Source organism: Caulobacter sp. 602-1 (genome assembly GCF_003931565.1).
Classification (GTDB): domain Bacteria; phylum Pseudomonadota; class Alphaproteobacteria; order Caulobacterales; family Caulobacteraceae; genus Caulobacter.
On sequence record NZ_RRYI01000002.1, the window covers coordinates 504,308 to 527,969 of the forward strand.

General features: G+C 68.2%; 25 protein-coding genes and 2 tRNA genes. 16 read left to right on the plus strand and 11 right to left on the minus strand.

The window, feature by feature from the left end; genetic code table 11:
* The first annotated feature begins 8 nt into the window (after positions 1-8).
* The 7 genes from EIK80_RS06995 (at position 9) to EIK80_RS07025 (ending at position 5,203) form a co-directional block, all read left to right on the plus strand.
* A tRNA-Gly gene (locus EIK80_RS06995) sits at positions 9-83 on the plus strand.
* Positions 84-132: 49 nt separating this feature from the next.
* Positions 133-207: transfer RNA gene (locus EIK80_RS07000), tRNA-Gly, on the plus strand.
* Positions 208-318: 111 nt separating this feature from the next.
* A complete protein-coding gene (locus tag EIK80_RS07005) occupies positions 319-2,103 on the plus strand; it encodes a DUF885 family protein (protein WP_125156245.1) in 1,785 nt (594 codons plus the stop codon).
* 2 nt (positions 2,104-2,105) lie between these two features.
* Positions 2,106-3,017, plus strand: a complete 912-nt coding sequence (locus EIK80_RS07010; RefSeq protein WP_125156246.1) for a sugar kinase — start codon at positions 2,106-2,108, stop codon at positions 3,015-3,017.
* Between the two features lie 27 nt (positions 3,018-3,044).
* On the plus strand, positions 3,045-3,980 hold the full coding sequence (locus tag EIK80_RS07015; protein WP_125156247.1) for a hypothetical protein: 936 nt from the start codon (positions 3,045-3,047) through the stop codon (positions 3,978-3,980).
* Positions 3,981-4,100: 120 nt separating this feature from the next.
* Positions 4,101-4,472, plus strand: coding sequence for a helix-turn-helix domain-containing protein (locus EIK80_RS07020; RefSeq protein ID WP_125156248.1), 372 nt, complete (start codon positions 4,101-4,103; stop codon positions 4,470-4,472).
* A 62-nt stretch (positions 4,473-4,534) separates the two neighbouring features.
* Positions 4,535-5,203 carry a DUF6456 domain-containing protein gene (locus EIK80_RS07025; protein WP_125156640.1) on the plus strand — a complete coding sequence of 223 codons (669 nt, stop codon included), beginning with the start codon at positions 4,535-4,537 and terminating at the stop codon, positions 5,201-5,203.
* Positions 5,204-5,263: 60 nt separating this feature from the next.
* Here EIK80_RS07025 and EIK80_RS07030 read toward each other — a convergent pair whose 3' ends face one another.
* On the minus strand, positions 5,264-6,013 hold the full coding sequence (locus tag EIK80_RS07030) for a glucose 1-dehydrogenase (RefSeq protein ID WP_125156249.1): 750 nt from the start codon (positions 6,011-6,013) through the stop codon (positions 5,264-5,266).
* Between the two features lie 186 nt (positions 6,014-6,199).
* Between EIK80_RS07030 and EIK80_RS07035 the strand changes: the two genes are divergently transcribed.
* Positions 6,200-6,907, plus strand: coding sequence for a hypothetical protein (locus EIK80_RS07035; protein ID WP_125156250.1), 708 nt, complete (start codon positions 6,200-6,202; stop codon positions 6,905-6,907).
* Positions 6,908-7,119: 212 nt separating this feature from the next.
* Here the strand turns inward: EIK80_RS07035 and EIK80_RS07040 are convergent, their stop codons facing one another.
* The 5 genes from EIK80_RS07040 to EIK80_RS07060 all read right to left on the minus strand — a co-directional run bounded on the left by EIK80_RS07040 (position 7,120) and on the right by EIK80_RS07060 (position 10,234).
* Positions 7,120-7,422, minus strand: a complete 303-nt coding sequence (locus EIK80_RS07040) for a helix-turn-helix transcriptional regulator (protein WP_199743408.1) — start codon at positions 7,420-7,422, stop codon at positions 7,120-7,122.
* A gap of 85 nt (positions 7,423-7,507) precedes the next feature.
* On the minus strand, positions 7,508-7,957 hold the full coding sequence (locus EIK80_RS07045; protein ID WP_125156251.1) for a PA2169 family four-helix-bundle protein: 450 nt from the start codon (positions 7,955-7,957) through the stop codon (positions 7,508-7,510).
* A gap of 55 nt (positions 7,958-8,012) precedes the next feature.
* Complete coding sequence (locus tag EIK80_RS07050; RefSeq protein ID WP_125156252.1) at positions 8,013-8,963, minus strand: rhodanese-related sulfurtransferase; 951 nt, start codon at positions 8,961-8,963, stop codon at positions 8,013-8,015.
* Positions 8,956-9,396: a SufE family protein gene (locus EIK80_RS07055; RefSeq protein ID WP_125156253.1), complete on the minus strand. Its 441-nt coding sequence runs from the start codon at positions 9,394-9,396 to the stop codon at positions 8,956-8,958. The genes EIK80_RS07050 and EIK80_RS07055 overlap by 8 nt, the downstream gene beginning before the upstream one ends.
* A 43-nt stretch (positions 9,397-9,439) precedes the next feature.
* Complete coding sequence (locus EIK80_RS07060) at positions 9,440-10,234, minus strand: sensor histidine kinase KdpD (protein WP_125156254.1); 795 nt, start codon at positions 10,232-10,234, stop codon at positions 9,440-9,442.
* A gap of 197 nt (positions 10,235-10,431) precedes the next feature.
* Here EIK80_RS07060 and EIK80_RS07065 point away from each other — a divergent pair, with 197 nt between their 5' ends.
* Positions 10,432-12,183: a HAMP domain-containing sensor histidine kinase gene (locus EIK80_RS07065; RefSeq protein ID WP_125156255.1), complete on the plus strand. Its 1,752-nt coding sequence runs from the start codon at positions 10,432-10,434 to the stop codon at positions 12,181-12,183.
* Here EIK80_RS07065 and EIK80_RS07070 read toward each other — a convergent pair whose 3' ends face one another.
* Positions 12,184-13,107 (minus strand): hypothetical protein, encoded by a 924-nt coding sequence (locus EIK80_RS07070; RefSeq protein WP_125156256.1) that lies wholly within the window; start codon positions 13,105-13,107, stop codon positions 12,184-12,186.
* Positions 13,108-13,228: 121 nt separating this feature from the next.
* Here EIK80_RS07070 and EIK80_RS07075 point away from each other — a divergent pair, with 121 nt between their 5' ends.
* Both EIK80_RS07075 and EIK80_RS07080 read left to right on the plus strand, forming a co-directional pair.
* Complete coding sequence (locus tag EIK80_RS07075; RefSeq protein ID WP_125156257.1) at positions 13,229-13,558, plus strand: DUF1491 family protein; 330 nt, start codon at positions 13,229-13,231, stop codon at positions 13,556-13,558.
* A 146-nt stretch (positions 13,559-13,704) separates the two neighbouring features.
* Entirely contained in the window at positions 13,705-14,085 is a 381-nt protein-coding gene (locus EIK80_RS07080; RefSeq protein WP_125156258.1) for a hypothetical protein, read from the plus strand.
* A gap of 3 nt (positions 14,086-14,088) precedes the next feature.
* Here the strand turns inward: EIK80_RS07080 and EIK80_RS26340 are convergent, their stop codons facing one another.
* Positions 14,089-14,226 (minus strand): hypothetical protein, encoded by a 138-nt coding sequence (locus tag EIK80_RS26340; protein ID WP_199743409.1) that lies wholly within the window; start codon positions 14,224-14,226, stop codon positions 14,089-14,091.
* A 339-nt stretch (positions 14,227-14,565) separates the two neighbouring features.
* Between EIK80_RS26340 and EIK80_RS07085 the strand changes: the two genes are divergently transcribed.
* Entirely contained in the window at positions 14,566-16,164 is a 1,599-nt protein-coding gene (locus EIK80_RS07085; RefSeq protein WP_125156259.1) for a peptide chain release factor 3, read from the plus strand.
* On the opposite strand, the gene EIK80_RS07090 is transcribed toward EIK80_RS07085, so the two are convergent.
* Positions 16,161-17,693 carry a LytTR family DNA-binding domain-containing protein gene (locus tag EIK80_RS07090; RefSeq protein WP_233586469.1) on the minus strand — a complete coding sequence of 511 codons (1,533 nt, stop codon included), beginning with the start codon at positions 17,691-17,693 and terminating at the stop codon, positions 16,161-16,163. The two genes, EIK80_RS07085 and EIK80_RS07090, sit on opposite strands and share 4 nt — an antisense overlap.
* Here EIK80_RS07090 and EIK80_RS07095 point away from each other — a divergent pair.
* The gene (locus EIK80_RS07095; RefSeq protein ID WP_125156260.1) at positions 17,692-19,155 is read left to right on the plus strand and encodes an alpha/beta hydrolase; all 1,464 of its coding nucleotides are present in this window, start codon (positions 17,692-17,694) and stop codon (positions 19,153-19,155) included. The genes EIK80_RS07090 and EIK80_RS07095 overlap by 2 nt on opposite strands.
* 42 nt (positions 19,156-19,197) lie before the next feature.
* Here the strand turns inward: EIK80_RS07095 and EIK80_RS07100 are convergent, their stop codons facing one another.
* Positions 19,198-20,430 carry a pyridoxal phosphate-dependent aminotransferase gene (locus tag EIK80_RS07100; RefSeq protein WP_125156261.1) on the minus strand — a complete coding sequence of 411 codons (1,233 nt, stop codon included), beginning with the start codon at positions 20,428-20,430 and terminating at the stop codon, positions 19,198-19,200.
* 169 nt (positions 20,431-20,599) lie between these two features.
* On the opposite strand from EIK80_RS07100, the gene EIK80_RS07105 reads away from it, so the two are divergent.
* A complete protein-coding gene (locus EIK80_RS07105) occupies positions 20,600-20,977 on the plus strand; it encodes a methylglyoxal synthase (RefSeq protein WP_125156262.1) in 378 nt (125 codons plus the stop codon).
* Here EIK80_RS07105 and EIK80_RS07110 read toward each other — a convergent pair.
* On the minus strand, positions 20,974-21,453 hold the full coding sequence (locus tag EIK80_RS07110; protein WP_125156263.1) for a ribonuclease H: 480 nt from the start codon (positions 21,451-21,453) through the stop codon (positions 20,974-20,976). The genes EIK80_RS07105 and EIK80_RS07110 overlap by 4 nt on opposite strands.
* Before the next feature lie 380 nt (positions 21,454-21,833).
* Here EIK80_RS07110 and EIK80_RS07115 point away from each other — a divergent pair, with 380 nt between their 5' ends.
* The gene (locus EIK80_RS07115; protein ID WP_125156264.1) at positions 21,834-23,207 is read left to right on the plus strand and encodes a hypothetical protein; all 1,374 of its coding nucleotides are present in this window, start codon (positions 21,834-21,836) and stop codon (positions 23,205-23,207) included.
* Between the two features lie 77 nt (positions 23,208-23,284).
* Positions 23,285-23,587: an energy transducer TonB gene (locus EIK80_RS07120; protein ID WP_125156265.1), complete on the plus strand. Its 303-nt coding sequence runs from the start codon at positions 23,285-23,287 to the stop codon at positions 23,585-23,587.
* Positions 23,588-23,662: the final 75 nt, after the last annotated feature.

Here is a 23,662-nt window from a genome sequence, read left to right on the forward strand (position 1 = left end):
TCGCCGATGCGGGCGTAGCTCAGTGGTAGAGCACAACCTTGCCAAGGTTGGGGTCGAGAGTTCGAATCTCTTCGCCCGCTCCATTCTTCCGGAATTTCCGGGGAATGGAGCGACTATATATCTCGCGAATGGGCGGGCGTAGCTCAGTGGTAGAGCACAACCTTGCCAAGGTTGGGGTCGAGAGTTCGAATCTCTTCGCCCGCTCCATTCTCGATCTTCTTCCGAAAATTCAGACGCCTCTTACCGGTCGCCGCCAAGGGATCGCGGTCGGCGATTCGCGTGTCGCGGGGCGATACGCGTTCGCCTAAGCTAAGCCTCATGACTCGCATCGCACCCTGGCGCGCCGCCCTGGCCGGCGTCTGTCTCGCCGCCCTGGTCGTTTCGGCCGCGTCGGCCGCGCCCTCCGATACCCTGACCAGCCTGGTCGCCCGTTACGAGGCGCTCGGCGCGGCCGACGAGGATCCCGATTCCGGCGGCTCGAACGAGGCCCGCTGGCGTCTGCCCGATGTCTCGCCAGCCGCCGACGCCGAGCGCCTGACCAAGCTGAACGCCATCGCCGGCGCGCTATCGTCCATGGAGGCCGGGGGCCTCTCCGACGAGGAGAAGCTGACCCGCGATCTCCTGCTTTGGACCGTCAAGGACCGGATCGAGGCTGCCGGCTATGACGAGTCGCGGATGCCGTTCAGCAGCGATGGCGGCTTCGACGTGATGATGCTGTACCGCGCCAGCGGCATGAAGCTGAAGAGCGAGGCCGAGGCTCGACGCTGGATCGGCCTGCTGAACGCCATGCCCGGCTGGTATGCGGCCAATATCGACAACGCCCGGCGCGGCGTGAAGACCGGCTTCGTCCAGGCCATACCGACCGCTCAGGCGGTGAGGGAGCGCGCCCAGCGGGCCGTCGCCACGCCGCTGGCCGACGATCCGCTGATGGCCCCGCTGCGCGCCCTGCCGGCCAGCATTCCTGAAGCCACGCGCGAGGCCCTCGTCGCCGAGGGCGAGAAGGCGATGAGCGACAAGGTCGCGCCCGCCCGCGCCGCCTTCCTGAAGTTCATGACCGACGAGTACGTCCCGCACGCGGCCAAGAGCCTGGCGGCTTCGGACCTGCCCGACGGCAAGCGCTACTACGCCTTCCTGGCCCGCCGGCACACGACCACCACTCTGACGCCGGACCAGATTCACGACATCGGCCAGTCAGAGGTGACCCGCATCCGCGCTCGCATGGAGGAGACCATGAAGGCCGCCGGCTTCCAGGGCGACCTGCCGGCCTTCCTGGCCATGTTGCGCAAGGACCCGCGCTTCTACGCCACCAGCCGCCAGCAACTGCTGGAGAAATCCAGCGAGATCGCCAAGCGCGCCGACGACCAGCTGCCGGCCCATTTCGGCGTGCTGCCGCGCCTGACCTATGGCGTGCGTCCCGTGCCGGCCAGTATCGAGAAGGGCTACACCACCGGCCGCTATTTCGGAGGCGACGCCAAGGTCGGCCGGGCCGGCGGGCTGATGATCAACACCTCCGAGCTGGATCAGCGGCCACTGTACGAGTTGCCGGCCCTGGTGCTGCACGAGGGCGCGCCTGGCCACCATATCCAGACCTCGCTGGCCGGCGAACAGGTCAATGTTCCGGAGTTCCGCCGCAACCTCTACTTCACCGCGTTCGGCGAGGGCTGGGGCCTGTATTCGGAATGGCTGGGCGAGGAGATGGGGATCTATCGCGACCCCTATGAGGTCTTCGGCCGCCTGTCCTACGAGATGTGGCGCGCCTGCCGCCTGGTGGCCGACACCGGCATGCACTGGAAGGGCTGGAGCCTGGAACAGGCCCGCGCCTGCTTCACCGACAACACCGCCCTGTCGCCGACCAATATCGAGGTCGAGCTCAAGCGCTACGTCTCCTGGCCCGGCCAGGCTCTGGCCTACAAGATCGGTGAGCTGAGGCTCTTGGACCTGCGCAAGCGGGCCGAAACCAAGCTGGGCGACCGGTTCGACGAGCGCGGCTTCCACGACGCGGTGCTGCTGCACGGCTCGCTGCCGCTGGCGGTGCTGGAGACCCGGATCGACGCTTGGATCGACCAGCAATCCCAGGCCCAGCCGGCCAAGAAGAAGGGCTGACCATGGCTAGAATCACGGTGCTTGGCGAATGCATGGTCGAGCTGTCGCCCGAGAGCGCGGACGGTCTCTACCGGATGGGTTTCGCTGGCGACACGTTCAACACGGCCATCTACATGGCGCGGCTGGGCGACGAGGTCGCCTATTGCACGGCGCTGGGGCAGGGCGATCCCTTCAGCGAGGGCGTGCTGTCGACCATGCGCCGGGAGGGGATCGACACGCGGCTGGTCCGCCAGATCGAGAACCGCTTGCCGGGCCTCTACGCCATCGTCCTGGACGAGCACGGCGAGCGGAAGTTCCACTACTGGCGCGAGCGGGCTCCGATCCGAGACCTGTTCTCGGCCCACACCGCCGACCAGCTGATCGAGGCGGCCAAGGCCAGCGATCTCGTCTACCTGTCGGGTGTCACCCTGGCGGTGGTCGGCGATATCGGCCGGGCGCGCCTGAAGGACATTCTCGCCTATATTCACTCGCTGGGCGTCGCCGTGGCGCTGGACTTCAACTACCGCCCGGCCCTGTGGCCCAGCGCTGAAGCTGCCCGCGCGGCGTTGGACGGCGTCGTGCCCTCGTGCCGCTACATCTCGCTGAGCAGCGAGGACAGCCGACCGCTCTATGGACGTGAGGCCGAGGACCTGGCCGCCGAATGGGCCGCGGCCGGCGCCGAAGTAGTGGCCCGCGACGAGAGCCACGCGGTCAATGTCCACCAGCCGGAAGGTCGCACGGCGACGCCGCCGCCGGGCCGGGTGAAGGCTGTCGACACGACGGGAGCGGGCGACAGCTTCAACGCCGCGTACCTGTCGTCTCGGCTTGGAGGACTCCCCATTCCGGAAGCGGTGCGACGCGCGCACGCGCTCGCCGCGCTGGTGGTCTCGCACAGGGGCGCTATTCTCCCGCACGGCTTGGCCCTAGGGGCCTAGCCGCGTGCTTTGTCTTTTGTGTTCGCCATGCTTCAACCTCCCGAGGATCTCGTCCCTGACCGTCTGCAGACGGCGCTGACGAAACGCTTTCTGCTTCCCGCCTTGCCCGCCGTGGAGGCGGCGCTTCTGGAAATTCGCGCCGAGACGGACGCGATCCTGGCGCCGGGCGCGACGGCGCGGCGGGACAAGCCCTATCCCTACGGCTATTGCTACGAGATCACCGCCGATGTGATCGGCCGGTTACGTCAGGCGGCGGCCCGCCGACGATCGCCGGGCGAGCGCGCGCTGGACGCCTTCTTCCGACATGGCGGTCGAGGCACGTTGATCTGGGGCGCCCTGCGCGGACTCTACCTGCAGAACGCGATCCAGTTCGGACCGCTCTATGTGGACGTTTCCAACGATACGGTCGACGTCAACAAGGCCAAGGTCGAGATCCTGCCGATGGCGGAGTCCGGCTTCGAGCTCTTGCGCGATGCGGCGCATTTCGCCCAGATCACCGAACTCTATTGGGGCGTGCGCACCTACGCCAATACGGTCCTGCCGGCCCTGGCGCCGCTATTCCCGATGCTGATCGTCGACCGTGAGGAACGCGTGCTGCTGCAGTCCAAGACCGGTTACATGATGCGCCTGTTCGGCACGGATGGTTTTCGGCGCGCCGAGCGGTGGCTACGCGAAGGGCCTCCGGCCCCGGAGGAGATCGAACGGGAGTTAAGGGTTCATTGCCCGGAGGAGATCCTCGCCGCCAGTCCCGTGACTGGCGTCGAGGCCGCCGTCTCGGCCTGCCGCGAGCTGCGCGAGGCCCGCACGAAAATCGACGAAGCTTGGGTGAGCCGCATGGCGGCGGATTTCGATCGCGTGCCCATGATCCGGATCATCCGCGCGGCGAGTCGCGCGAGGGGAGAGGCAACATCTTCGGACGCCAATCCCCGTTCCTGCGCGGGAGTTGCCTATGTCGCCGCCTAGAAAAATCAATGGCTTATCGTCTCGAAGCTAGAGCGAAATAGGAATATCTTCCTCTCTCTATGAAAATATACCTATAGTGGTTCTCGCCCGCCGCGCTCGCGGCAGGGAGGAGAGGACGCCATGTTGGTTGAAGCCCTTGAGGACATCTGGGCGATCACGCCCGATCCCCGCCGCGACCGCCTGACGGTCGGCTTTGTCACCCATCTCGTTTCCTTGGCCACCGGCGTGCCGGCGGTCGAGATCAGCGCGCCCCGCCGCGCCACCCACGCCGCCGTTCGCGCGCGGCAGATGGCCATCTACCTGACCCACATCACCTTCCACTGGTCGCTGGCGCGGGTGGCCTTCGCGTTCGGTCGCGACCGCACCACCTGTGGCCACGCCTGCCGCAAGATCGAGGACATGCGCGAGGATGTGACCTTCGATCGCCGGCTCTCGGACCTGGAAGCCTGCCTGCGGCAGGCGCCGGCCCATGCCGAGGAGATTCCGGCGTGAGCGCGGCCCCCGACGAGATCTTCGACGCGGAGCTTGAAGCCCGCCGTCAGGCCGAACGCGCCATGCGGCTGTTGTCCCGCCCCGGCGCGGTGATCGAGGCGCGGGGCACGGGCTACGGCGTGCGCCTGGGCGCCAGTCGCCGACGGTGCGTGATGCTGAGTCTGGACGAGGCGGCGTTCCAGGTGCTGGCCCGCGAGGCGACGCTGCGGCCGCGCGCCCAGGGCGGCTGGACGATGACGGCGCGGCCGGAGCCCGTCGCGTCGCCGCCGCCGGGACGGCCGGGCGTGATCGAGGCTGAGGTCGCCGGGCCGGATGGCCCGGTGCGGCGCAATCTCGGCGAGTCGCCGATCGCCTGGCTGGCGCGCCGTCGCGACGGGGATGGGCGGCCTTGGCTGACGCCGGTCGAGGTCGCCGCCGGCGAGCGGCTGCGCGAGGAGTTCGAGAGCCTGGGGACCCAGGGCCGGATGACCATGCGCTGGGACGCCACGCCTCGCGTCGATGGCGGTCGACCGAGCCTGGCGCCCGCCGAGCGCGACATCGCGACCCGCGAGCGGATCGCCCAGGCGCTGGCGGCGGTCGGCCCGGGGCTTCGGGAAATCCTGGAACGGGTCTGTTTGCTCGGCTCGGCGCTGGAGATGGCCGAGCGGTCGCTGAAGCTGCCGCGCCGGGCGGGCAAGACGGTCCTTAAACTCGCCCTGCAGCGCCTGGCGCGGCACTATCGGATGGCGTGACGTGAGCGCGTCCGGCGAAGTGTGGGCGGTTCGCCGCCCGGACGCGCTCCAGACGAACGGTTAGCGGTTGCCGCCAGCAACGGCGATGATCTCACCGGTGATCCAGAAGCTCTCAGGCGAGGCCAGGAAGGTCGCCACCGGCGCGATGTCCGACGGCTGGCCCATGCGGCCGAGCGGGGTCTGGGCGATCATCTGGGCCTCCAGGTCGCTGCCGATGATGCCCACGGTGTGGGTGCCTTCGGTCTCGACCGCGCCGGGCGAGATGGCGTTGACGCGAATCTTGCGCGGACCCAGCTCCTTGGCCAGGACGCGGGTGATCGAGTCCACCGAGGCCTTGGTGGCGGTGTAGACCGAGGCCGTCGGGATATCGACGGTGGTCGCCGCCGAACTGATGTTGATCACGCTGCCGCCATCGGCGCCGAAGCGCTTGGCCGCTTCCTGGGTGGCCAGCAGCAGGCCCAGGACGTTGATGTTGAACTGGCGATGGAAGTGTTCCTCGGTGACCTCCTCCAGGGCGGCGAATTCATAGACGCCGGCGTTGTTCACCAGGATGTCGACGCCGCCGAACGCCTTGTGGGCCTCGTCGAACAGGCGGGTTACATCGGCGCTCTTGGCGACGTCGCCGTGGACCGCGATGGCCTTGCCGCCGGCGGCGGCGATCTCGGCCACGACCTTGTCGGCGCCCTCACGGCTGGAGGCGTAGTTGACGGCGACGGCTGCGCCCTCGGCGGCCAGGGCCTTGGCGATAGCCGCGCCGATGCCCTTCGAGGCGCCCGTGACGACGGCGGTCTTGCCAGCAAGCTTGCTCATGATCTCTCTCACTCTTCGGCGCCCTAACGGCGCATGCTTCGACATTTAGATAATCATCGAAGTGATTCAATGAGCGAGGCTCGAGAGATTTTCTGACGGGCTTGTCGGGTTCGCCCGCCAAGCATGGCCTTGATGCGGCCATGCGTGACGATGAAAGTGGCGTGGTCCCACCACCAAGAGCCTCAAATGTCCGGCAATGCTCAAACCCGTCGGGCCGCGATCGGCGGCGCCGCGCTGTCGATAGCTTCGGCCAGCTCCCTGGCAGCCCTCGCCGCGCCACGCGTCGCCGTCGGGACGGGCCTGGAGACCGGAGCGATCCGGGCCATCGGCGTTGAGACGGCGCGGACGGACTATCGGGGCCATCCCGCCCTACGCGCCACGGCGTTGGAAAACGTCCCCGAGCTCGACCGGCTGGTGGTGCTGGACACGCCCGCCTTCGGCGACGGCGTCATCGAAGCCTGGATCAGCGGCGCCCCGAGCGTGACAGCCAGCGCCACGGCGCGAGGCTTCGTGGGCGTGGCCTTTCGGGTGCGCGAGGAAGCCAAGCTGGAGGCCATCTATCTGCGTCCGACCAACGGCCGGGCCGACGACCAGTTACGCCGCAACCATGCCGTCCAGTACATATCGCACCCCGACTATCCCTGGGAGCGACTGCGGGCCGAAGCCCCGGCCAAGTACGAGACCTATGTCGATCTCGAACCAGGCCGATGGACGCATGTGCGGATCGTGGTGGCGGGCTCCAAGGCCCGGTTGCATGTCGACGGCGCCGAGCAGCCGACCCTGATCGTCGGCGACCTCAAGCACGGCGCCGACGCCAAGGGGGCCGTGGCGCTGTGGATCGGCCCCGGCACGCTGGCCCATTTCAGCGGCGTGCGGGTCACGTCTAGGGGGTAGAGAGGATCAAGCGCTTCAGCACGACAGCATGGCGATGGCGGCGATGGTCCGCGAAACGATCGCGGCTGGATGCGACCTATGATGCGGCCATGCAGGCCTCGGTGTTTGAGCCGCCCGGCATGTCGCACACGCCCTTCAAATAAGTCAGGGCTCCGGCAGACGACCATGCCACCCCGTAGCCCTGCTATTTAGAAGAGCCTATCGCGCCGTCTTCAGATCTCCGCCAGCTGGGCGAGGTAGGCGTTGAGGACGTCGCGCCGCAGGATCAGGAAGGCGAATTTGCCCTGGCGGCAGATGTTGATCAGGCCTGCCGTCTCCAGTTCCTTCATGTGATGCGAGAAGGTGGCGGCGCTGACCGCCACATGCTGGGCGAGCGCCCCGCAGGCTGTTGGTTCGCTGTTGGCGCCGACCTCCTTGAGGATCTGGCGACGGCGGGGCTCGGCCAGGGCCTTGGCGATCAGATTGATCTGGCGTTCATCGAGAACCGGGCGCGGCGCGTCTTCCATGGCCTTCATATGCGATCGGTCGAGCGCGGAGGCAAATCTGCATGCGAAAGGGCGGAACCTCTCGGTCCCGCCCTTTGCCGTTCTGACGCTGAACCTAGTGCTTCAGCGACAGCTTGAGGTCGCGCATCTGGTCGTGGCCGGACTTCACCGAGGTCCAGGCCTTTTCGATCGCCGCGCGAGTCTGGGCGTCGACGTCGGTGTCCTGGAGGGCTTTTTCGTACTTGGCCTTGATGTGGTCTTCGCCGGCCTCGACCTCATTGACCACGGCCTCGTCGCCCTTGGTGATCGAGTCCTTCAGGTTCAGAAAGACGCGATGGGCGGCGGCCAGGATGGTGCCGTCGTCCTTGGGCTCACCGCCCAGGCGGCGAACCTCGTTCTGCAGTTCCGAGGCGACGGAGCGGCGCTCTTGGGCGCGGCGCTCGAACAGATCCTTGTAGCGCGAGGCGTCGGCGTCCTTGGCGGCTTCGGCATAGCCGTCGGCGCTGTCGATGGTGGTTTCGACCAGGCCATTGACGAGCTTGATGTGGTCTTCGTTCGTATGCATGGGGGCGGCTCCTACAGAAGGGGAGCCGGGTCAACGCGGGGCGACCGCGAAGCGTTCAGCTTGGCCTTGAAGGAAAAGTGGCGCCGACATGTTCGATGCCCAGGGCCTCGCAGCGCCGCGCCTGGCGGTGTCGCTCGGCGGCGCGGGCCTTTTGGTCCTCGCTGCGCTGGTCGTGGCAGGTTGGACAGGCGACGCCTTCGACATACAGCGGGGAGGTCTGGGCCTCGGCGCTGACCGGCATCCGGCAGCCGCGGCACAGGACGTGTGTCCCTGGCGACAGGCCGTGGCCGACCGCGACCCGCTCGTCGAACACGAAGCACTCGCCGCGCCAGAGGCTTTCCGGCTCGGGCACCTGTTCCAGATAGTCGAGAACGCCGCCCTTGAGGTGGAACACCTGCTCGACCCCCTGGGCCTTCAGGAAGGCGGTCGACTTCTCGCAGCGGATGCCGCCCGTGCAATACATGGCCACCTTCAGCGGGGCGGCGTTCGGACCACGCGCGGCCTCCAGGCCCGCGCGGTAGTCGCGAAACCAGGCTGGAAACTCCGAGAAGCTCGTCGTCTTGGGATCGATCGCGCGCGCGAACGATCCGACGGCGACCTCATAGTCGTTGCGGGTGTCGATCACCAGGACGTCGGGATCGGCGATCAGGGCGTTCCAGTCGCGAGGATCGACATAGGTCCCCGCGTCGGTCGGATCCAGGTCCGGCTGGCCCAGGGTGACGATCTCCTTCTTCAGCCGGACCTTCATCCGGTGGAAGGGCATGCGCTCGGCCCAGGCGGTCTTGGGCGTCAGATCGGCGCAGCCGGGCAGGGCGCGGATGTGCTCCAGCACCGTTTCGATAGTGGCGTCCTCGCCGGCGATGGTGCCGTTTATACCTTCGCGGGCCAGCAGCAGGGTGCCCTTGACGCCGAGGCCACAGCACAAGGCCGCCAGCGGGCCCTGGATCGCCGCCGGATCCTCGAACCGCGTGAAGCGATAGAGCGCGGCGACGCGATACTCAGCCAAGGCGGGATTTCCCAAGGGCTTTCTGGGCGTCGTGCTGGATGCGGGCGACCATCGACTTCAGGCCGTTCGAGCGCTGCGACGACAGGGCTTCGGACAGGCCCAGCTTGTCCATCGCGCCCTTGGCGTCGAAGGCGACGATGTCGGCGGGGGCGCGGCCGGAATAGAGCCGCAGCATGATGGCGACCAGGCCGCTGACGATGTGGGCGTCGCTGTCGCCCTTGAACGCCAGGGTCCCGTCGGCCTGGGGCAGGGTGACCAGCCATACCTGACTGGCGCAGCCGCGCACCTTGTTGTCTTCCGAGCGCTCGGCGTCGGTCAGGGGCTCCAGTTCCTTGCCCAGCTCGATGACGTAGCGATAGCGCTCTTCCCAGTCGCCGAGGAGTTCGAACTCGTCGGCGAGGTCGTTGAGGGCGGCGTCGATCGGACTGGTCATGGCGGCCAATTAGGCGGCGCGCCGGTTCAAGGCAAGCTCGCGCCTACGCGACGGGAAGGATGAGTCGCGCCAGGAAGCCCGCGCCCAGGCTGGACGACAGCTTCAGTTGCCCGCCCATGGCCCGCGACAGCAGGTCGACGATCGGCAGGCCCAGGCCGACGCCTTCGTTGGAACGGGTCAGGGCCGAGCCGCCCTGTTCGAACGGTTGCAGCAGGCGGGGCAGCTCGGCGCTCTCCACGCCGGGGCCTTGGTCGCGGATGGTGATCTCGATCTCGCCGCCGATCTTGCCGGCGGCGACATGCACGACTCCCCCGGCGGGCGAGTGCGTAACGGCGTTCTGCAGGAGATTGGTGAGCATGGTCCGCAGGCCGCGGCTGTCGGCGAGGACCGAGGGCAGGGCGCCTTGATTGACCACGTGGACGATGACGTCGCGGCGCCGGATCTCGGCCTTCAGCCCGTCGATCACGTCGTCGAGCGCTTCGTCCAGAGGCTCGGGCGTCATCTCGATGTCGGTGACGTGACCCTCGAGGCGGGCGATCTCGACGATCTGGTTGACCAGCTTCAGCAGCTTCATGCCGCTTTCGTGCACGATCCCCGCATATTCCTTGTACTGCGGGTTGCCGAGCGGTCCGTAGAGTTCGTGCGAGAGGATCTCGGAGAAGCCGATCACGGCGTTGAGCGGGGTGCGCAGTTCGTGGCTGACCATGCGCAGGAACGAGCGCTTGCGATCGTCGAGGGCCAGACGACGGCGCTCGTTCGCGGCCGCCCGGCGATCGACCAGGGCAGGGTCCGCGAAGGTGCGGTCGGACAGCGTGTCCAGGGACACCGGTTCTGGCATGAGGGGCTCCCGGACCTTCTGTCCGTGATGACTTCAGGCCCGGAGGATGCCGGCCGGCGCTTACGATTCCGTTTCCGTCCACAGCGCTTCCACGAGGAAAGATCGCTTAGCGATTGTGCGGCCTTGGAGGGAAGGGCTCCCTCGCGTTAAGGTTTGACGACGGCGCCTCCCCGCCGCGCTTGCAAGTCGACCGGCCCTTGGAATTCGAAACGCTTCCAGACCCGATCCGACGCCCCGCCCCTCCGGCGGGGTTCGACCCCGCGTACGCGTGGCGTCTGGGCTGGCTGGCGGCCATCTGTCTGGCTGCGGCCGCGGCGCTGTTCGCCAATAGCGGGGGCGGCTGGCCCGTCTGGGCGGCTCTGGGCGCGGGCGCGGTCCCGGCGCTCGTGGCCTTGGTCTTTTCGCGCGACGACGAGCGCACCCAGTCGGTGCTTCTGGTTTTGTGGGCCGTGGGCGGCTCGCTGGCGGCGGTGCTGACGGGCGGGGTCTCCGGCGCCATGGCGGCCTGGTGCCTCGCGCCGGTCGCGGCGGCCTCGACCCTGGACCAGCCCAAGCGCCTGGCCGAGGGCGCGGCCCTGGCCCTGATCGGCGGCTGCGTCGCCGCCCTGACCCAGCTTTCGGGCCTGGCTCCGCCGGCCCCGACCGGTCCGCTGGCCTTCGTGCTTGGCTTTCTGGCCCTGGTCACCACGGGCCTTGGCCTTGCCGCGGGCCTCCTGATCGGCCGTCGCCGCCAGGGCGCGCGCGACGACCGTTATGCCTCCGAGATCATCGGACTCGAGAGCCTGCTGGACGGCCTGCCGCACCTGGCGATCGCGATTCGCGGGCAAGGTCAGGTGACCGCCGTGCGCGGCGCGCCGCCGCGCGGCGTCACCACCGTCGACCTCGTCAATCGCGGCCTGACCGGCGCGGCCGCCCCGGGCGATCGCCAGCGCCTGACCGCCGCCATCGCCGCCGCCCACCGCGAGGGCGTGGCCAGCCTGACCTTCAACCCGGCCCTGGGCGTCGAGCGCACCGTGGCCCTGGATCTGGCCCGCATTGCGCCCAACCAGCTGGTCGGGGTGCTGCGCGACGTCACCGCCGAGCGCAACCGCGAGACCGCTCTGGACCAGGCCCGCGTCGACGCCGAGGCCCTGGCCGCCGGCCGCGCCCGCTTCCTGGCCAACATGTCTCACGAACTGCGCACGCCGCTGAACGCCATCATGGGCTTCTCGGACATCATGCGCGCCAGGATGTTCGGCCCCCTCAGCGATCGTTACGCCGAATATGCCGAGTTGATTCACGAGAGCGGCGGACATCTGCTGGACCTGATCAACGACGTGCTGGACATGTCGAAGATCGAGGCTGAGCGCTTCGAGTTGCAGCGCGGCGTGTTCGACGCTCGCGAGGCGGTGCAGGCGGCCATGCGTCTGCTGCGCGTCCAGGCAGACGGCGCCGGCGTTCAGCTGCGCGGCGTGCTGCCGCCGGGCGAGCTGGAAGTCGACGCCGATCGTCGCGCCCTGAAGCAGATCGTGCTGAACCTCGTCTCCAACGCCCTGAAGTTCACTCCGCGCGGCGGCCAGGTGACGGTCACCGCCCACGGCTATGACGGGGTGCTGGAGATCATCGTTGCCGACACCGGCGTCGGCATCAGCCCCGAGGACCTGGAACGCCTGGGGCGTCCCTATGAGCAGGCCGGCGGCGTCGAACAGCGGGCCAAGGGTACGGGCCTGGGCCTGTCGCTGGTCCGCGCCTTCGCCAAGCTGCACGGCGGCGAGATGACCATCGAGAGCCGCCTGGGCGCCGGCACAAGCGTGTCCGTGCGTCTGCCGGTGCTGCTGGCCCCGTTGAAGTCGGTGACGCTGGAAAGCCTGACCGAGTCCACGCCGCCGGCCGAGGCGCCGGTCGAGGTCGAGCCCAAGCCCGCGCCGACCGCATTGGGTGACAACGTCATCGCCTTTGCGCCGCGCTGATCAGCGCAGGAACGCGTAGCCCGCTGCAAAATCCCCTACCTCGATATAGGCCTTGCGGGTGACCTCGTCGCCGCCGCGGCCCTGGAACACGAACTCCACGGTGACCGCCTCGCGCGGATCCAGCCGCAACATGGCGTCGATCGCCGCCGGCGGGAAGCGGAAGGCCAGGCCCGTCTTGGCGCTGGTTGGCAGCAGGGTGAGGGGCGCTTCCTCGCGAGTCTGGGCGGTGAACACCAGGTTGGCGTTGCGCGGCGCGACCTTGCTCGCCAGATTCCGCCCCGCGTTGGAGGCGATGTAGGGCCCTAGGGTCCTGCTCGTGTCCCGCGCGAGGATTCGCGCCGCATAGGGGCGCTGGCCGTTGTCGAAGGTCGCCACGGCCATCATCGCCTTGGCGCGGCCGGCCAGGCCGAACATCAGGCGGTCGCCGCCGAAGGTCGCTGGTTGGGAGAGCCGCCAGACCGGGATGGTCGCCGACACAGAGCGCTCGGCCTTCCAGGACGCGACGTCGCCCGGATAATTCATGGCCAGCATCTGGGAATAGCCTTCGAAGGCCTTCTTCACGCGCGAGGCGGCCAAGGCCAGGTCCTTGGAATCGCACGCCGCGCCGGCGGCTTTGGCGCGGGCGCGCTGTTCCAGGGCCGCGACCTGCAGCTCGCTGGCGCCCGAGCGCAGGGTCGCGCCGCGCGCCTGGGCCCGCGAGGCGTCGAGCGCGGCCGAGACAGTGGATGAGAACAGCCGGCAACGGCCGTCGGCCGCCGTCATCAGCGTGCGTTCGTAGAGCTGGTCAGCGGCGTTGGCGTACAGCGCGGTCGGAACGACCATGGCCGCCAACCCGATCAACGCCCCGATCCATCGCGCCCCGCGACCTTTCGGGTGTGTCCCAAGGCGCGATAGCCGAAAGGGGAAGCCGGTTTCGGCGGCCATCGCGCTTCTAACTCCTGAAAGCGGCGCCCGCCTAAAAGGCGGGTGTTGGGGCGGTGTTTCTCGTATGCTTCGAGACCTAAGGGGCGAGCTATACGCCTGACGGGTTGCGGTTCGGTTAGCGATGCTTCTTTCGACGGATATCTGGGTCGGCGCGTTGATCCGCCGCGCCGAGCTGGGCGGCGCCTTCGCCACGGTGGCCCGCAAGGGCGACGCACGGGCCGGCGCGGTGCTGGTCAAGATCGTCGACCGTCGGGCCGGGACCGCGCGGCTCTATAGCGAGGCCACGCGCGGCGACGGCGAGCGGTTCTGGATGCAGCCGGTCCGTTCCGAGTTCGAACCCGATCTCGACGCCTATGTCGAGCGCGCCGCCCGCATCGACCCGGACGTCTGGGTGGTGGAGATCGAGGACCGGGACGGCCGCCACTTCCTGACCGAACCGGTCGAGGCCTAAACGCTCGCGATATCGGTGGAGGAGCTGTGGAGAACGCGACTCCAGAGCGCCGTTAACCCTGCTCCTAAACCGGACCTAAAGCCCATTTTGGGCATGCTGCGCGAGCTTTCGAACCCCTCCCAAAAGTTCAGCAGCCAGTATCCGCCATGCTTTTCCTCATGAACGACGTCATTCTGAGCTTTGACGCGGCCGAACTCTCGCCGCCGATGACGCGCGATCGTTTCGCCGCGCTATCGCTCAACTATGTCGGCGAGCTGGGCAAGGAACTGTTCGCGGAAGAACCGCTGCTGCACCACAAGGACCGTGAGCGGGTCGAGCGCCTCGCGGCGCTGATCGTGGCCAAGGCGCCGGACGTCAATGCCGCGCTGTTTGTCGCGCCGGGCCGCGGCTGTCGCAAGGAAGACGTTCAGGTTCGCTATGCGCAGCTGAGCCTCGAAGTCATGGCGACGCTGCTGCAGCGCCAGAACTCCGGCGCGCTCACCAACCTTGAGGCCGATCGTCAGGTCTGGCGGCGTCTGGCCGCCTAGGCCTCAGAAACGAACCAGGGTCATCAGCCAGCCAAGCGTCACGGCCAGGACGACCAGTCCGGCCAGGGTGACGCCAAAGCAGAGCGCGCTGTTCGCCGGATGCTGCCGGCTGGGCGCGCGGTGATGATCGAGCAGGGCCATCGTTCGATTTCCTCCATTCGCCCGACGATCTGACGCCGCCGGTGCGGAATGAGGAAAGCATGACTCCAAACCCATTCTTCGAATAGGGGCATTTTGACCCATTTCCGGGCGAATTGCCGCGTTCGTGATGGAAACCTGGTCGCGCTTCGATCGCGCCAAACTGAAAGGGCGCGGAAAGAGGGCCGAGTCGCCTTGTCCGCAGCGATCGAATTCAATTTAGGGATGTGCAAGCGATCCCTGTCGCGGAGGTGTCCTTGTTTGGAAGCGTTGGGGATGGTGACGACGGCGGTCGGTAAGGTGGAAGGTGACAAGAAGAGCCGATGGGGCTAGTCCCCGGCCATGAGCACTTCCCCCGCCGCTGAAGCCGCCCGTCGGCGCACCTTCGCCATCATCAGCCACCCCGACGCGGGCAAGACGACCCTGACGGAAAACCTGCTGCTGGCCGGCGGGGCGATCCGAGCCGCCGGCGCGGTGCGGGCGCGCGGCCAGACCCGCCGCACCCAGTCGGACTGGATGAAGATCGAGCGCGAGCGCGGCATTTCGGTCTCGGCGTCGGTGATGACGTTCGACCACGACGGCCTGATGTTCAACCTGCTGGACACCCCGGGCCACGAGGACTTCTCGGAAGACACCTACCGCACCCTGACGGCCGCCGACGCGGCGATCATGGTGCTGGACGCCGCCAAGGGCATCGAGCCGCAGACCCTGAAGCTGTTCGAGGTCTGCCGCCTGCGCGACATCCCGATCATCACCTTCATCAACAAGATGGACCGCGAGGCCCAGGACCCGTTCGAGCTGCTGGACGAGGTTTCGTCCAAGCTGGCCCTGGACCCGGCGCCGCTCTACTGGCCGGCCGGTTCTGGCGGCCGCTTCAAGGGCATGCTGGACCTGCGCGCCGACAAGTTCATCCCCTACGCCAAGAAGAGCTCGACCGACGACGAGGGCCATCCCGACCCGGTCGCCTTCAAGGGCAATGCGGTGGTCCAGTATCTCGATCCCGAGGAGAAGGCCGAGCTGGAAGACAGCGCCATGCTGGTCACCGAGGCCGGCAAGCCGTTCGACGTGCAGAGCTTCCTGGAAGGCCACATGACGCCGGTGTTCTTCGGCTCGGCCCTGCGCCATTTCGGCGTTTCGGAGCTGCTGGGCGGCATCGGCGCCTACGCGCCCGCGCCGAAGCCGGCGGCCGCCACCCGCAACGGCGTCGAGACCCACGTCGCCCCGGGCGACAGCGAGGTGTCGGGCTTCGTCTTCAAGGTCCAGGCGAACATGGACCCCAATCACCGCGACCGGATCGCGTTCCTGCGTCTGACCAGCGGTCGCTTCACCCGCGGCATGAAACTGAAGGCTCAGAACACCGGCAAGGCCATGAGCGTCAACGCGCCGATTATGTTCTTCGCGTCGGACCGTGAGCTGGCCGAGGACGCTTTCGCCGGCGACGTGATCGGTATCCCGAACCACGGCGTCCTGCGGGTGGGCGACAGCCTGTCCGAAAGCGGGACCCTGCGCTTCGCGGGCCTGCCCAACTTCGCCCCGGAAATCCTGCGCCGCGTACGCGTGAAGGACCCGCTGAAGGCCAAGCACCTGAAGAAGGCGCTGGAAGGCCTTGCCGAGGAGGGTGTCACCCAGCTGTTCCGCCCCATGATCGGCAGCGACTTCATCGTCGGCGCCGTCGGCCAGCTGCAGTTCGAGGTCATGGCCGATCGTCTGGCCAACGAGTATCAGCTCGAATGCATATTCGAGGCCAGCCCCTACGCCGAGGCCCGCTGGCTGGGCGGCGACAAGGCCGACGTCGAGGACTTCGTGAACAAGCACAAGTCGGCCATGGGCCAGGACATCGACGAGCAACCGGTCTTCCTGGGCAAGTCGTCCTGGGAAATCGGCTATGTCGCCGAGCGCTATCCGAAGGTGCGCTTCGAGCGGACCAAGGAACGGGCCTAGGCGCTAGCCGCTTCCAGCGCCTCGCGCACGGCGGGCTGGCGGGAACGGCTGACGGGCAGGGGCGCGCCCTCGCTCAGATGCAGCCGCCAGCGGTCGCCCTCGCGCTCTAACCGTTGGACGTGCGCCAGGTTGGCGATCACTGACCGGTGGATACGCAGGAAGTTCGCCGGCAGTTGGGCCGTCAGCCCGTCAAGGCGCGCCGCGTGTAGCAGGCTTCGGCCCCCGACCATCCGCAGCTCGACATAATCGTCGGCCCCGACCACGGCCAGGATCTCGGCGATGGGCGCCAGCTCGACGCCCCGGGCCGAGGCCACCGTGAGGCGGTCGGGAAGGCTGACGGCGCGGGTCAGGGCGGCTTCGCGGCCGCGGTCCTCGCGGCCCAGCCGTACGACCTCGACCATCAGCAGCGGCAGCACCAGGCTGGCGGCGAGCAGGAAGTAGGAGAAGTCGGCCAGCCATTCGGGGAAGCCGAGGGCCAGGGCCAGGAACAGCGCCAGATAGGCCAGGGCGGGCCGGGCGCCGGGGACGCGTCGCCGCACGCCCGCGACCGCCGGCGCCACGGCCAGCGCCACGCCCAGGATCAGCGCCCAGACCGTCTTGTTGTCGAAGCCAGGAAGCAGGACCGTGGCGCCGACCCCGCCCAGCGCTAGGCCGATCATCAGGCCCCGCGCCTTGGGCAGGAAGCGGCTGGTCACATAGGCGACCAGCAGGATCGCGAAGGCGGCCGCCAGCCCCCAGATGGCGCTCATCCGCCAAGCATGAAGCGGATAGGGATAGTTGAAGAGCGGCCGCAGGCTCTCGACGATGGACTGCGCGGCCGCGACGCTCGCCATGGCGGCCAGGATGAGGCTGGAGCCTGTCCGTCTCAGGGCGTGGATGACGCCAAACCCGAACGCCGCCGCCAGCAGGGTCCCGGTCGCCACGAAGGTCACGGCCAACAGAGCGGCGCGCTGTGGGTAGGGGAAGGGCAGAACGGTGATGGCGGTCATGGGGCCGGCGAAGCGCAGGCCGCCATGGAAGGACGACAGGCGCACCACCAGGGTGTTCGCGTCCGGGCGCCAGGCGGTCTCGCGGATCGGAAAGGTCGCCTGATAGCGTCCTGGGATCTCGTCCCGCGCCGACGCCCCAGGGCGGCCGTTGGATCCCAGCCGCTCGCCATTAAGCCAGGCTTCGGACGAGGCGACGCCCGCCACGTACAGGGCGCGCGGCTGGGTGTCGCTCGGAGCGGGGATCGTCGCTCGGATCCAGAGCTCCTGGCCTTGGGGATCGACGAAGTCCCCGATTGGACGGCAATCGCTCAGCACGGGTCCCGTCACGCTGGCCGCGCCATGGCAGGCCTCCCACGCCAGGTCCTGGGCCCGCGCCAGAGTCGCGAGGCCTGTCAGAAAGAGGATCGGAAGCAGGGTTCGCCACATGGCGTCACTGTAGAGCGCCGTTCGCCGAGGCGCGCCACCGTTCACCGATCGCCAGCCGCCGTTGACCGAAGTGGTGTGGCGGACGGCCCCGCTGATCGGCTCAGCTGCCGTCATGACCCATGCATTCCTCAATCGCCGCGCCGTGCTCGCCGCCGGCCTCGCTCTCCCTGGTCTCGCCGTTCCTGGCCTGGCGCTGGCCCAGGCCGCCGCGCGGTCCTCGCCTCCGCCCGGTCCGTTCCGCTTCAAGGGCTGGAAGGGCCAGGAGACCGACGCCGAGCGGGGCTTCTTCGAGGTTCCGGAGGACCGTCGCGATCCTCGCTCGCGGAAGATCCGCCTGAGCTATGTCCGGTTCGCCTCGACGGCGGCCAAGCCTGGGCCGCCGATCATCTATCTGGCCGGCGGACCGGGCGGCCTGGCGACGCGGGCGGCGGGCGGACCGCGCTATCCCATCTTCATGGCCCTGCGCGAGGTGGCGGATGTTATCGCCTTCGACCAGCGTGGCACAGGCCTGTCCAACCACATCCCCGAGCGCCCAGCCTCGACGCGCCCGCCCCCGCCGTTCACCGAGGCAGGGCTGACGTCCTATTTCCGGCGGGACTTCCAGGAGGCGTGGGCCGACTGGACCAAGGCCGGGGTGGCCATGACCGGCTACAATACCGAACAGAACGCCGACGACATCGAGGATCTGCGACGCCATCTGGGCGCCGAGAAGGTCGATCTGTGGGGCATCAGCTATGGCAGCCACCTGGCGCTCAGCATGCTCAAACGGCACGGCGAGCGGGTGAACCGCGTGGCCCTGGCCAGCCTGGAAGGTCAGGACCAGACCGTGAAGCGGCCGGCGGCGGTCGACGCGATGCTGCGACAGGTGGACAGCCTCCTGGCCGCCGACCATGCCGTCCGAGCGGCGATCCCGGACCTGCCGGCCTTGATGCGGCGAGTGCACGCCAAGATGGAGACCGCGCCGGTCAGCATGGCCGCCACGCTGAACGGCAAGCCGGTCGAGCTGAAGCTGGGCGGCTTCGCCATTCAGCTGATGGCTGGCGGGATGATCGCCAATCCGCAGACCCTGGTCATGCTGCCGGGGCTCTATCTGGCGCTGGACGCCGGAAACACGGACGTGCTCAAGCCGTTCGTGGGCGAGTTCGCGGGGCAGCTCGGCATCGCCGGCATGCCCGAGGCGACGGACCTGGCGTCGGGCATCTCGCCGGGCCGGCTGGCCCTGGTGCGGCGCGAGGCCAAGACCGCCGTGCTGGGCGAGGCCCTGAACTTTCCGATGCCGCAACTGCTGGGGGCGGTCCCAGGCGTGGACCTGGGCGAAACCTTCCGAACGCCGCTCCGGATCGACCATCCGGCCCTTCTGCTCGCCGGCACGCTGGACGGCCGCACGCCGATGTCCGAACAGGACGAGGTCGCGGCTCAGTTCAAGCGCAAGTCCAGGGTGATCGTCGAGAACGCGGGTCACAACGTCTTCGAGGCTCATCCCGACGTGCAGGGCCTGCTGGTGCGGTTCTTCCGCGGTGACGCCGTCGCCGACACCCGGTTGAGCCTGCCGCCGCCGAAGTTCAAGCTGGCTTGACGGGTAGGTAGGCCGGCGGAGTCGTCTTCGCCGGCCGGGGTCTTAAAGCGTCGCGTAATAGTCCAGTTCCGCGTGCTGGGCGTGGTCGCCCAACGCCATCGGCTTGGCGTCCATGACCTCTTTGAACGCGACCTTGAACTTGGCCATCTCCTCGGGCGTACCGACCGAGACGCGGACGGCGTTGGGCCAGATCGGCCAGGTGCGACCGATCAGGACGTTCTTGGCTTTCATCGCCGCGAACACCGCCTTTCCGTTCCGCCCCGTGTCGATCATGAAGCAGTTGGTCTGCGGGTCGCCGATGACCTTGTAACCGTTGGCCTTTAGCCAGCCGATCGTGTCGCGGCGGGTGTCGCCGATGATCTTGCGGCGCTCGGGGACCAAGCTGGCGTCCTCAAGCGAGGCGCGCGCGGCGGCCGAGCCGGTGATCGGCATGGCGTTCTGGCCGAACGGCGTCAGCTTGGCCAGCAGGTCGGGCCGGGCGACGGCGAAGCCGCAGCGGATGCCGGCCATGCCGTAGATCTTCGAGAAGGTCCGCAGCACGATCAGATCCTTGCCGGCGGCCACAAGGTCCAGGGTGTCCTGGGCGTCGGTCAGGTGGATATAGGCCTCGTCGACCAGCAGGATCGAACCGGCCGGCTTGTTCTCCAGCGCCCAGACGATGTCCTGCTTGGTGGTCAGCGTGCCGGTCGGGTTGTTCGGGTTGCAGATATAGATGACACCGGCCTGGGCGTCGGCCTTGACCATGGCCTTGACGTCGTGGGCGTAGTCGGCGGTCAGGGGCACCTTCACCACCTTGGCCTGGCTGGTCTTGGCCGCGTACATGCCCGCCTCGTAGGATGGATCGGCGGTGACGAAGCTCTTCGTCGGCGAGGTGAAGGCCAGCACGCTGTAGTGCAGGGGCTCGGACGAGCCGGCATAGACGGCGACGTTCTCGAGCTTGAGGCCGTTCTGGGCGGCGAAGGTTCGCGCCAGAAGGTCGGTCTCGCCGTTCAGGTCGTAGCGCCCACCCAAGGGGGCGACCCGGGCGATCGCGTCGCACGCGGCCTTGCTGGGACCCAGCGGGTTTTCGTTGGCGTTGATCAGCGTCATGCTCGGCGGTGGCGCGTTGGGGCTCTGGCCGTGCAAGGCCATGCCGGACGGCGGCGCGCTGGTCTGGGCGGCGGCCATGGCCAACTGGGCCTCGGTCAGGATCGGCGCCGCGGCCGCCAGGAAGGCGGCGCTACGCAGAAAGGATCGGCGTCCCAGGGCCGGCGCGCCAGTCATCCGCTTGGTCATGATCGTTCTCCCCATTGCCCGACAGGCGCAGGACGAACCTCCACGACGGCGGGCGCAAGAGGCGGTCGTCGCAAAAGAGCGCCTTGCTCAAGCGGCGAGCAGAGCAATGCTTGCCACGGGAGCGCGGGCGCGAAATGAGTGCGACGCTTGAAAGCTCAGGGAGTCGCCCATGCCCAGCCCCCTCGCCATCGGTCTCGTGGCCCACGACGACAAGAAGGCCGCGCTCGTGGCGTGGGCGGAGGCGCATCAGGCGTTCCTGAAGGACAAGGCGCTGTTCGCGACCGGCACGACCGGCGGGCGTATCCTTCAGGCTTTGCCGAAGCTGAATCTGACGCGGTTGAAGAGCGGCCCGCTGGGCGGCGACCAGCAGCTGGGCGCGATGATCGCCGAGGGGCGGCTGGACGTGCTGATCTTCTTCGTCGATCCGCTGTCGCCGCAGCCGCACGACGTCGACGTCAAGGCGCTGATCCGGATGGCGACCCTGGCCGACATTCCGTTCGCCTGTAATCCGGCGACGGCGGATCTGATCGTAAGCAGCGCGAGCTAACCCGGGAACTTGAGCAGGTTCGGCTTGGGGATCGCGGCCTTGAAGCTGCCGCGGGACTTGGCCGTGTCCAGCCCGAATTCGGCCCAGGCGTCGAGGAAACCGTTCGCTGGTGCGGAGGTCGAAGCTGGGACCAGTTCCAGAACGGGACGGGCCGCGAGCGCGGCGCGGGCGGCGGCCCAGGCATCTGGCTCGGCCGTGGCGTAGGCGCCGTCCAAAGTCACCAGTTGCGCGGCCAGATCAGGATCGGCGAAGCGTAGGGTCACTCGTGTGTCCTTCGGCAGGTCCGAGAGGCTGTCCAGCGCCTCGGACAGAGCCGTCAGGCTCATCTTTGCGGCGCTGGTCCGCCGCTCGCCGCCGGCCGCGCCCTTGATGGCCGCCGCGCCGGTTTCGCCGTCCAGCCGTCGCACATACGACCAGCCGCCATAGCCCGGTTCCGCGCGGCACAGGCTGGTGATCCATAGGGTGACGGCGGCCATGATGGGCTCCCGGAGAGGCGTTCCTGGCTGCGTTCTAGCCTGCTTCGCCGCAAGAAGGGGAGGGCGCCCGTGAACGAAAGGTAAACTGAGGCTTAAATCTTAGGGTTAACGTCATTTTCAGTTCAATGAACGAAGTTCTAATAACGCATGTCGCTTCACGGCTCTGCTTGTATTCGACAAAGCAAGAAGTGTGCCAATTCACTACATGGTCAACCAAATTGGTTGAAATAATAAACAAGGTGTAAAAATATGGAAAATATTTATGGTTAACGCGCCGTAAACACCTGTTAACCACTTGTTAAAGTCGCTGGCTCCGGTTTTGCTGATTGTGCGTTGAACCTCCGTCGGGCTGTCCCGGCGTGGGACGATCCGTAGGCGGAGTGCGCAAGGCGATGTTCGAGTTCGGACGGGATCTGAAGCGGTTGTTTGGTGTGGACGCCGACTCCAAGGGGGCCTGGCGAGAGGGTTTGACCGGCGGGGACACCTCGCTGCTCGAACTGCTCGACCTGCGCCTGCTGAATAACGAGGCCCGCTCGGCCGACGTGGTCGCCGGCCGGATCGGCGCCAAGGACCGCGGCGCGCGGCTGTTGGAAGCCGCCGTCGTCTGGCGCGAACTGGCCCGCCGAGGCGGCGACGCCGCCGCGCTGCGCAAGGGCGCGGCCCAGGCCGAGGCCGGCGTGAAGATCTTCGAGGCTGAGCGCCGTTCGGACGCCCTGGCCGCCGCGCGCTGCGAGCAGGCGCTGTTGGCCATTCTGGGCGCGGACCTGTTTGGCGACGAGGGCCTGATCGCCGCCGCGTCCGCCACCCTGGCGCGCACGCCGGTCAACCAGCGCACGCCGCTTTGCATCGCCCTGGCCGCCGGTCTCGAAGGCCGCGCCGCCTTGTCCGAGAACAACGTCGACCGCGCCCTGGCCGCGGTTCAGGCCTATGAAGCGCCGCTGCGCGCCCTGGCGGCCGTCAAGCGGGTGAAGGGCGGATCGGCCCGTCTGCTACTGGCCGACCAGCGCGCCGCCCGTATCGAATTGATCCTGGCCTGCGCCGAGCGCCTGAAGGATCGCGCCCTGGCCGAACTGGCCGCGGCAGAGGCCAAGGCCGCCGCCAGCGTGCTCGACTCCGACTTCGAACCCCTGGCCTGGGCCCGCCTGGAAGGCTTGCGCGGTCAGGCGCTGGTCCTGCTGGGAGAGCTGGATGGCGAGTTGAGCCACATCACCAAGGGGGTCGAGGCCCATTTCGCCGCCGTCGACGTGCTGTCGATCGAGCACAGCCCGATGGACTGGGCGCGGGCCGGCGCGTCGCTGGGCGCGGGGCTTCAGGCCCTTGGCGAAGCCTCGACCAGCGAGCGCGCCTTCGAGCAGGCGGTTTCGGCCTATGACCGCGCCACCCAGGTGCTGAAGGCTCAACCGGCCCTCGCCCTGCGCGCGGTGGTCGCAAACAACCGAGCCCTGTGCCTGGCCCGCTGCGCCGAGCTGACCGCGGATCTGGCGGTGCTGGATGCCGCCGAGCTGGCGTTCAAGGCCGAGCTGGCCGCCGCTCCCGGCGGCCGAGACCCGGCCAGCTGGGCCGTGGCCCAGATGAACCTGGCCCGCCTCTACGAGGCTCGGGTCGAGATCACGGGCCGCGACGATGGTCGCCTGGCCCGCGCCGGCGCGGCCCTGGCCTGCGCGTTCGACGTCTTTTCCGAGCTGGGTTTGCGCTCGCTCACAGACCTGGCGGCACAGGGCCTGCAACGCCTGAAGCAGGCCCAGGCCGCCTGATCCGAAACGGAACACTCCCAAAGCGGGAGAGGGGCGGCGGAAGGCCGGCCGAACAAAGATAAGTAAGGGATGAACTCGTGATCGCTTCGCTCGCTCTCGCCGCCGCCGTCGCCGCCACCCCGGCTCAAGTCAAGGCTCCGTCGGACCTGCTGACCCCCGTGTCCGAGCCGCGCGTCGCCGTCGCCCTGCTGAACTGCATGGTCAAGCAGGACGGTTACCTGACCGCCTGCACTGTCCAGGAAGAGAGCCCGAACGACCTCGGCGTCGGCCAGGCCGCCTTGTCGATGATCTCGCAGACCCAGGTCGACCTGCTGGGCCCGGACGGCAAGAGCCGCGCGGGGTCGTACATCCAGGTGCCGGTGCGGATCCGCATTCGCTAAGACGCGGGTGGGCGTCCCGGCGCATCCATCCCTTCATGACGCGGAATAAACGCGACAGCCCGCCCCAAGCCCGGC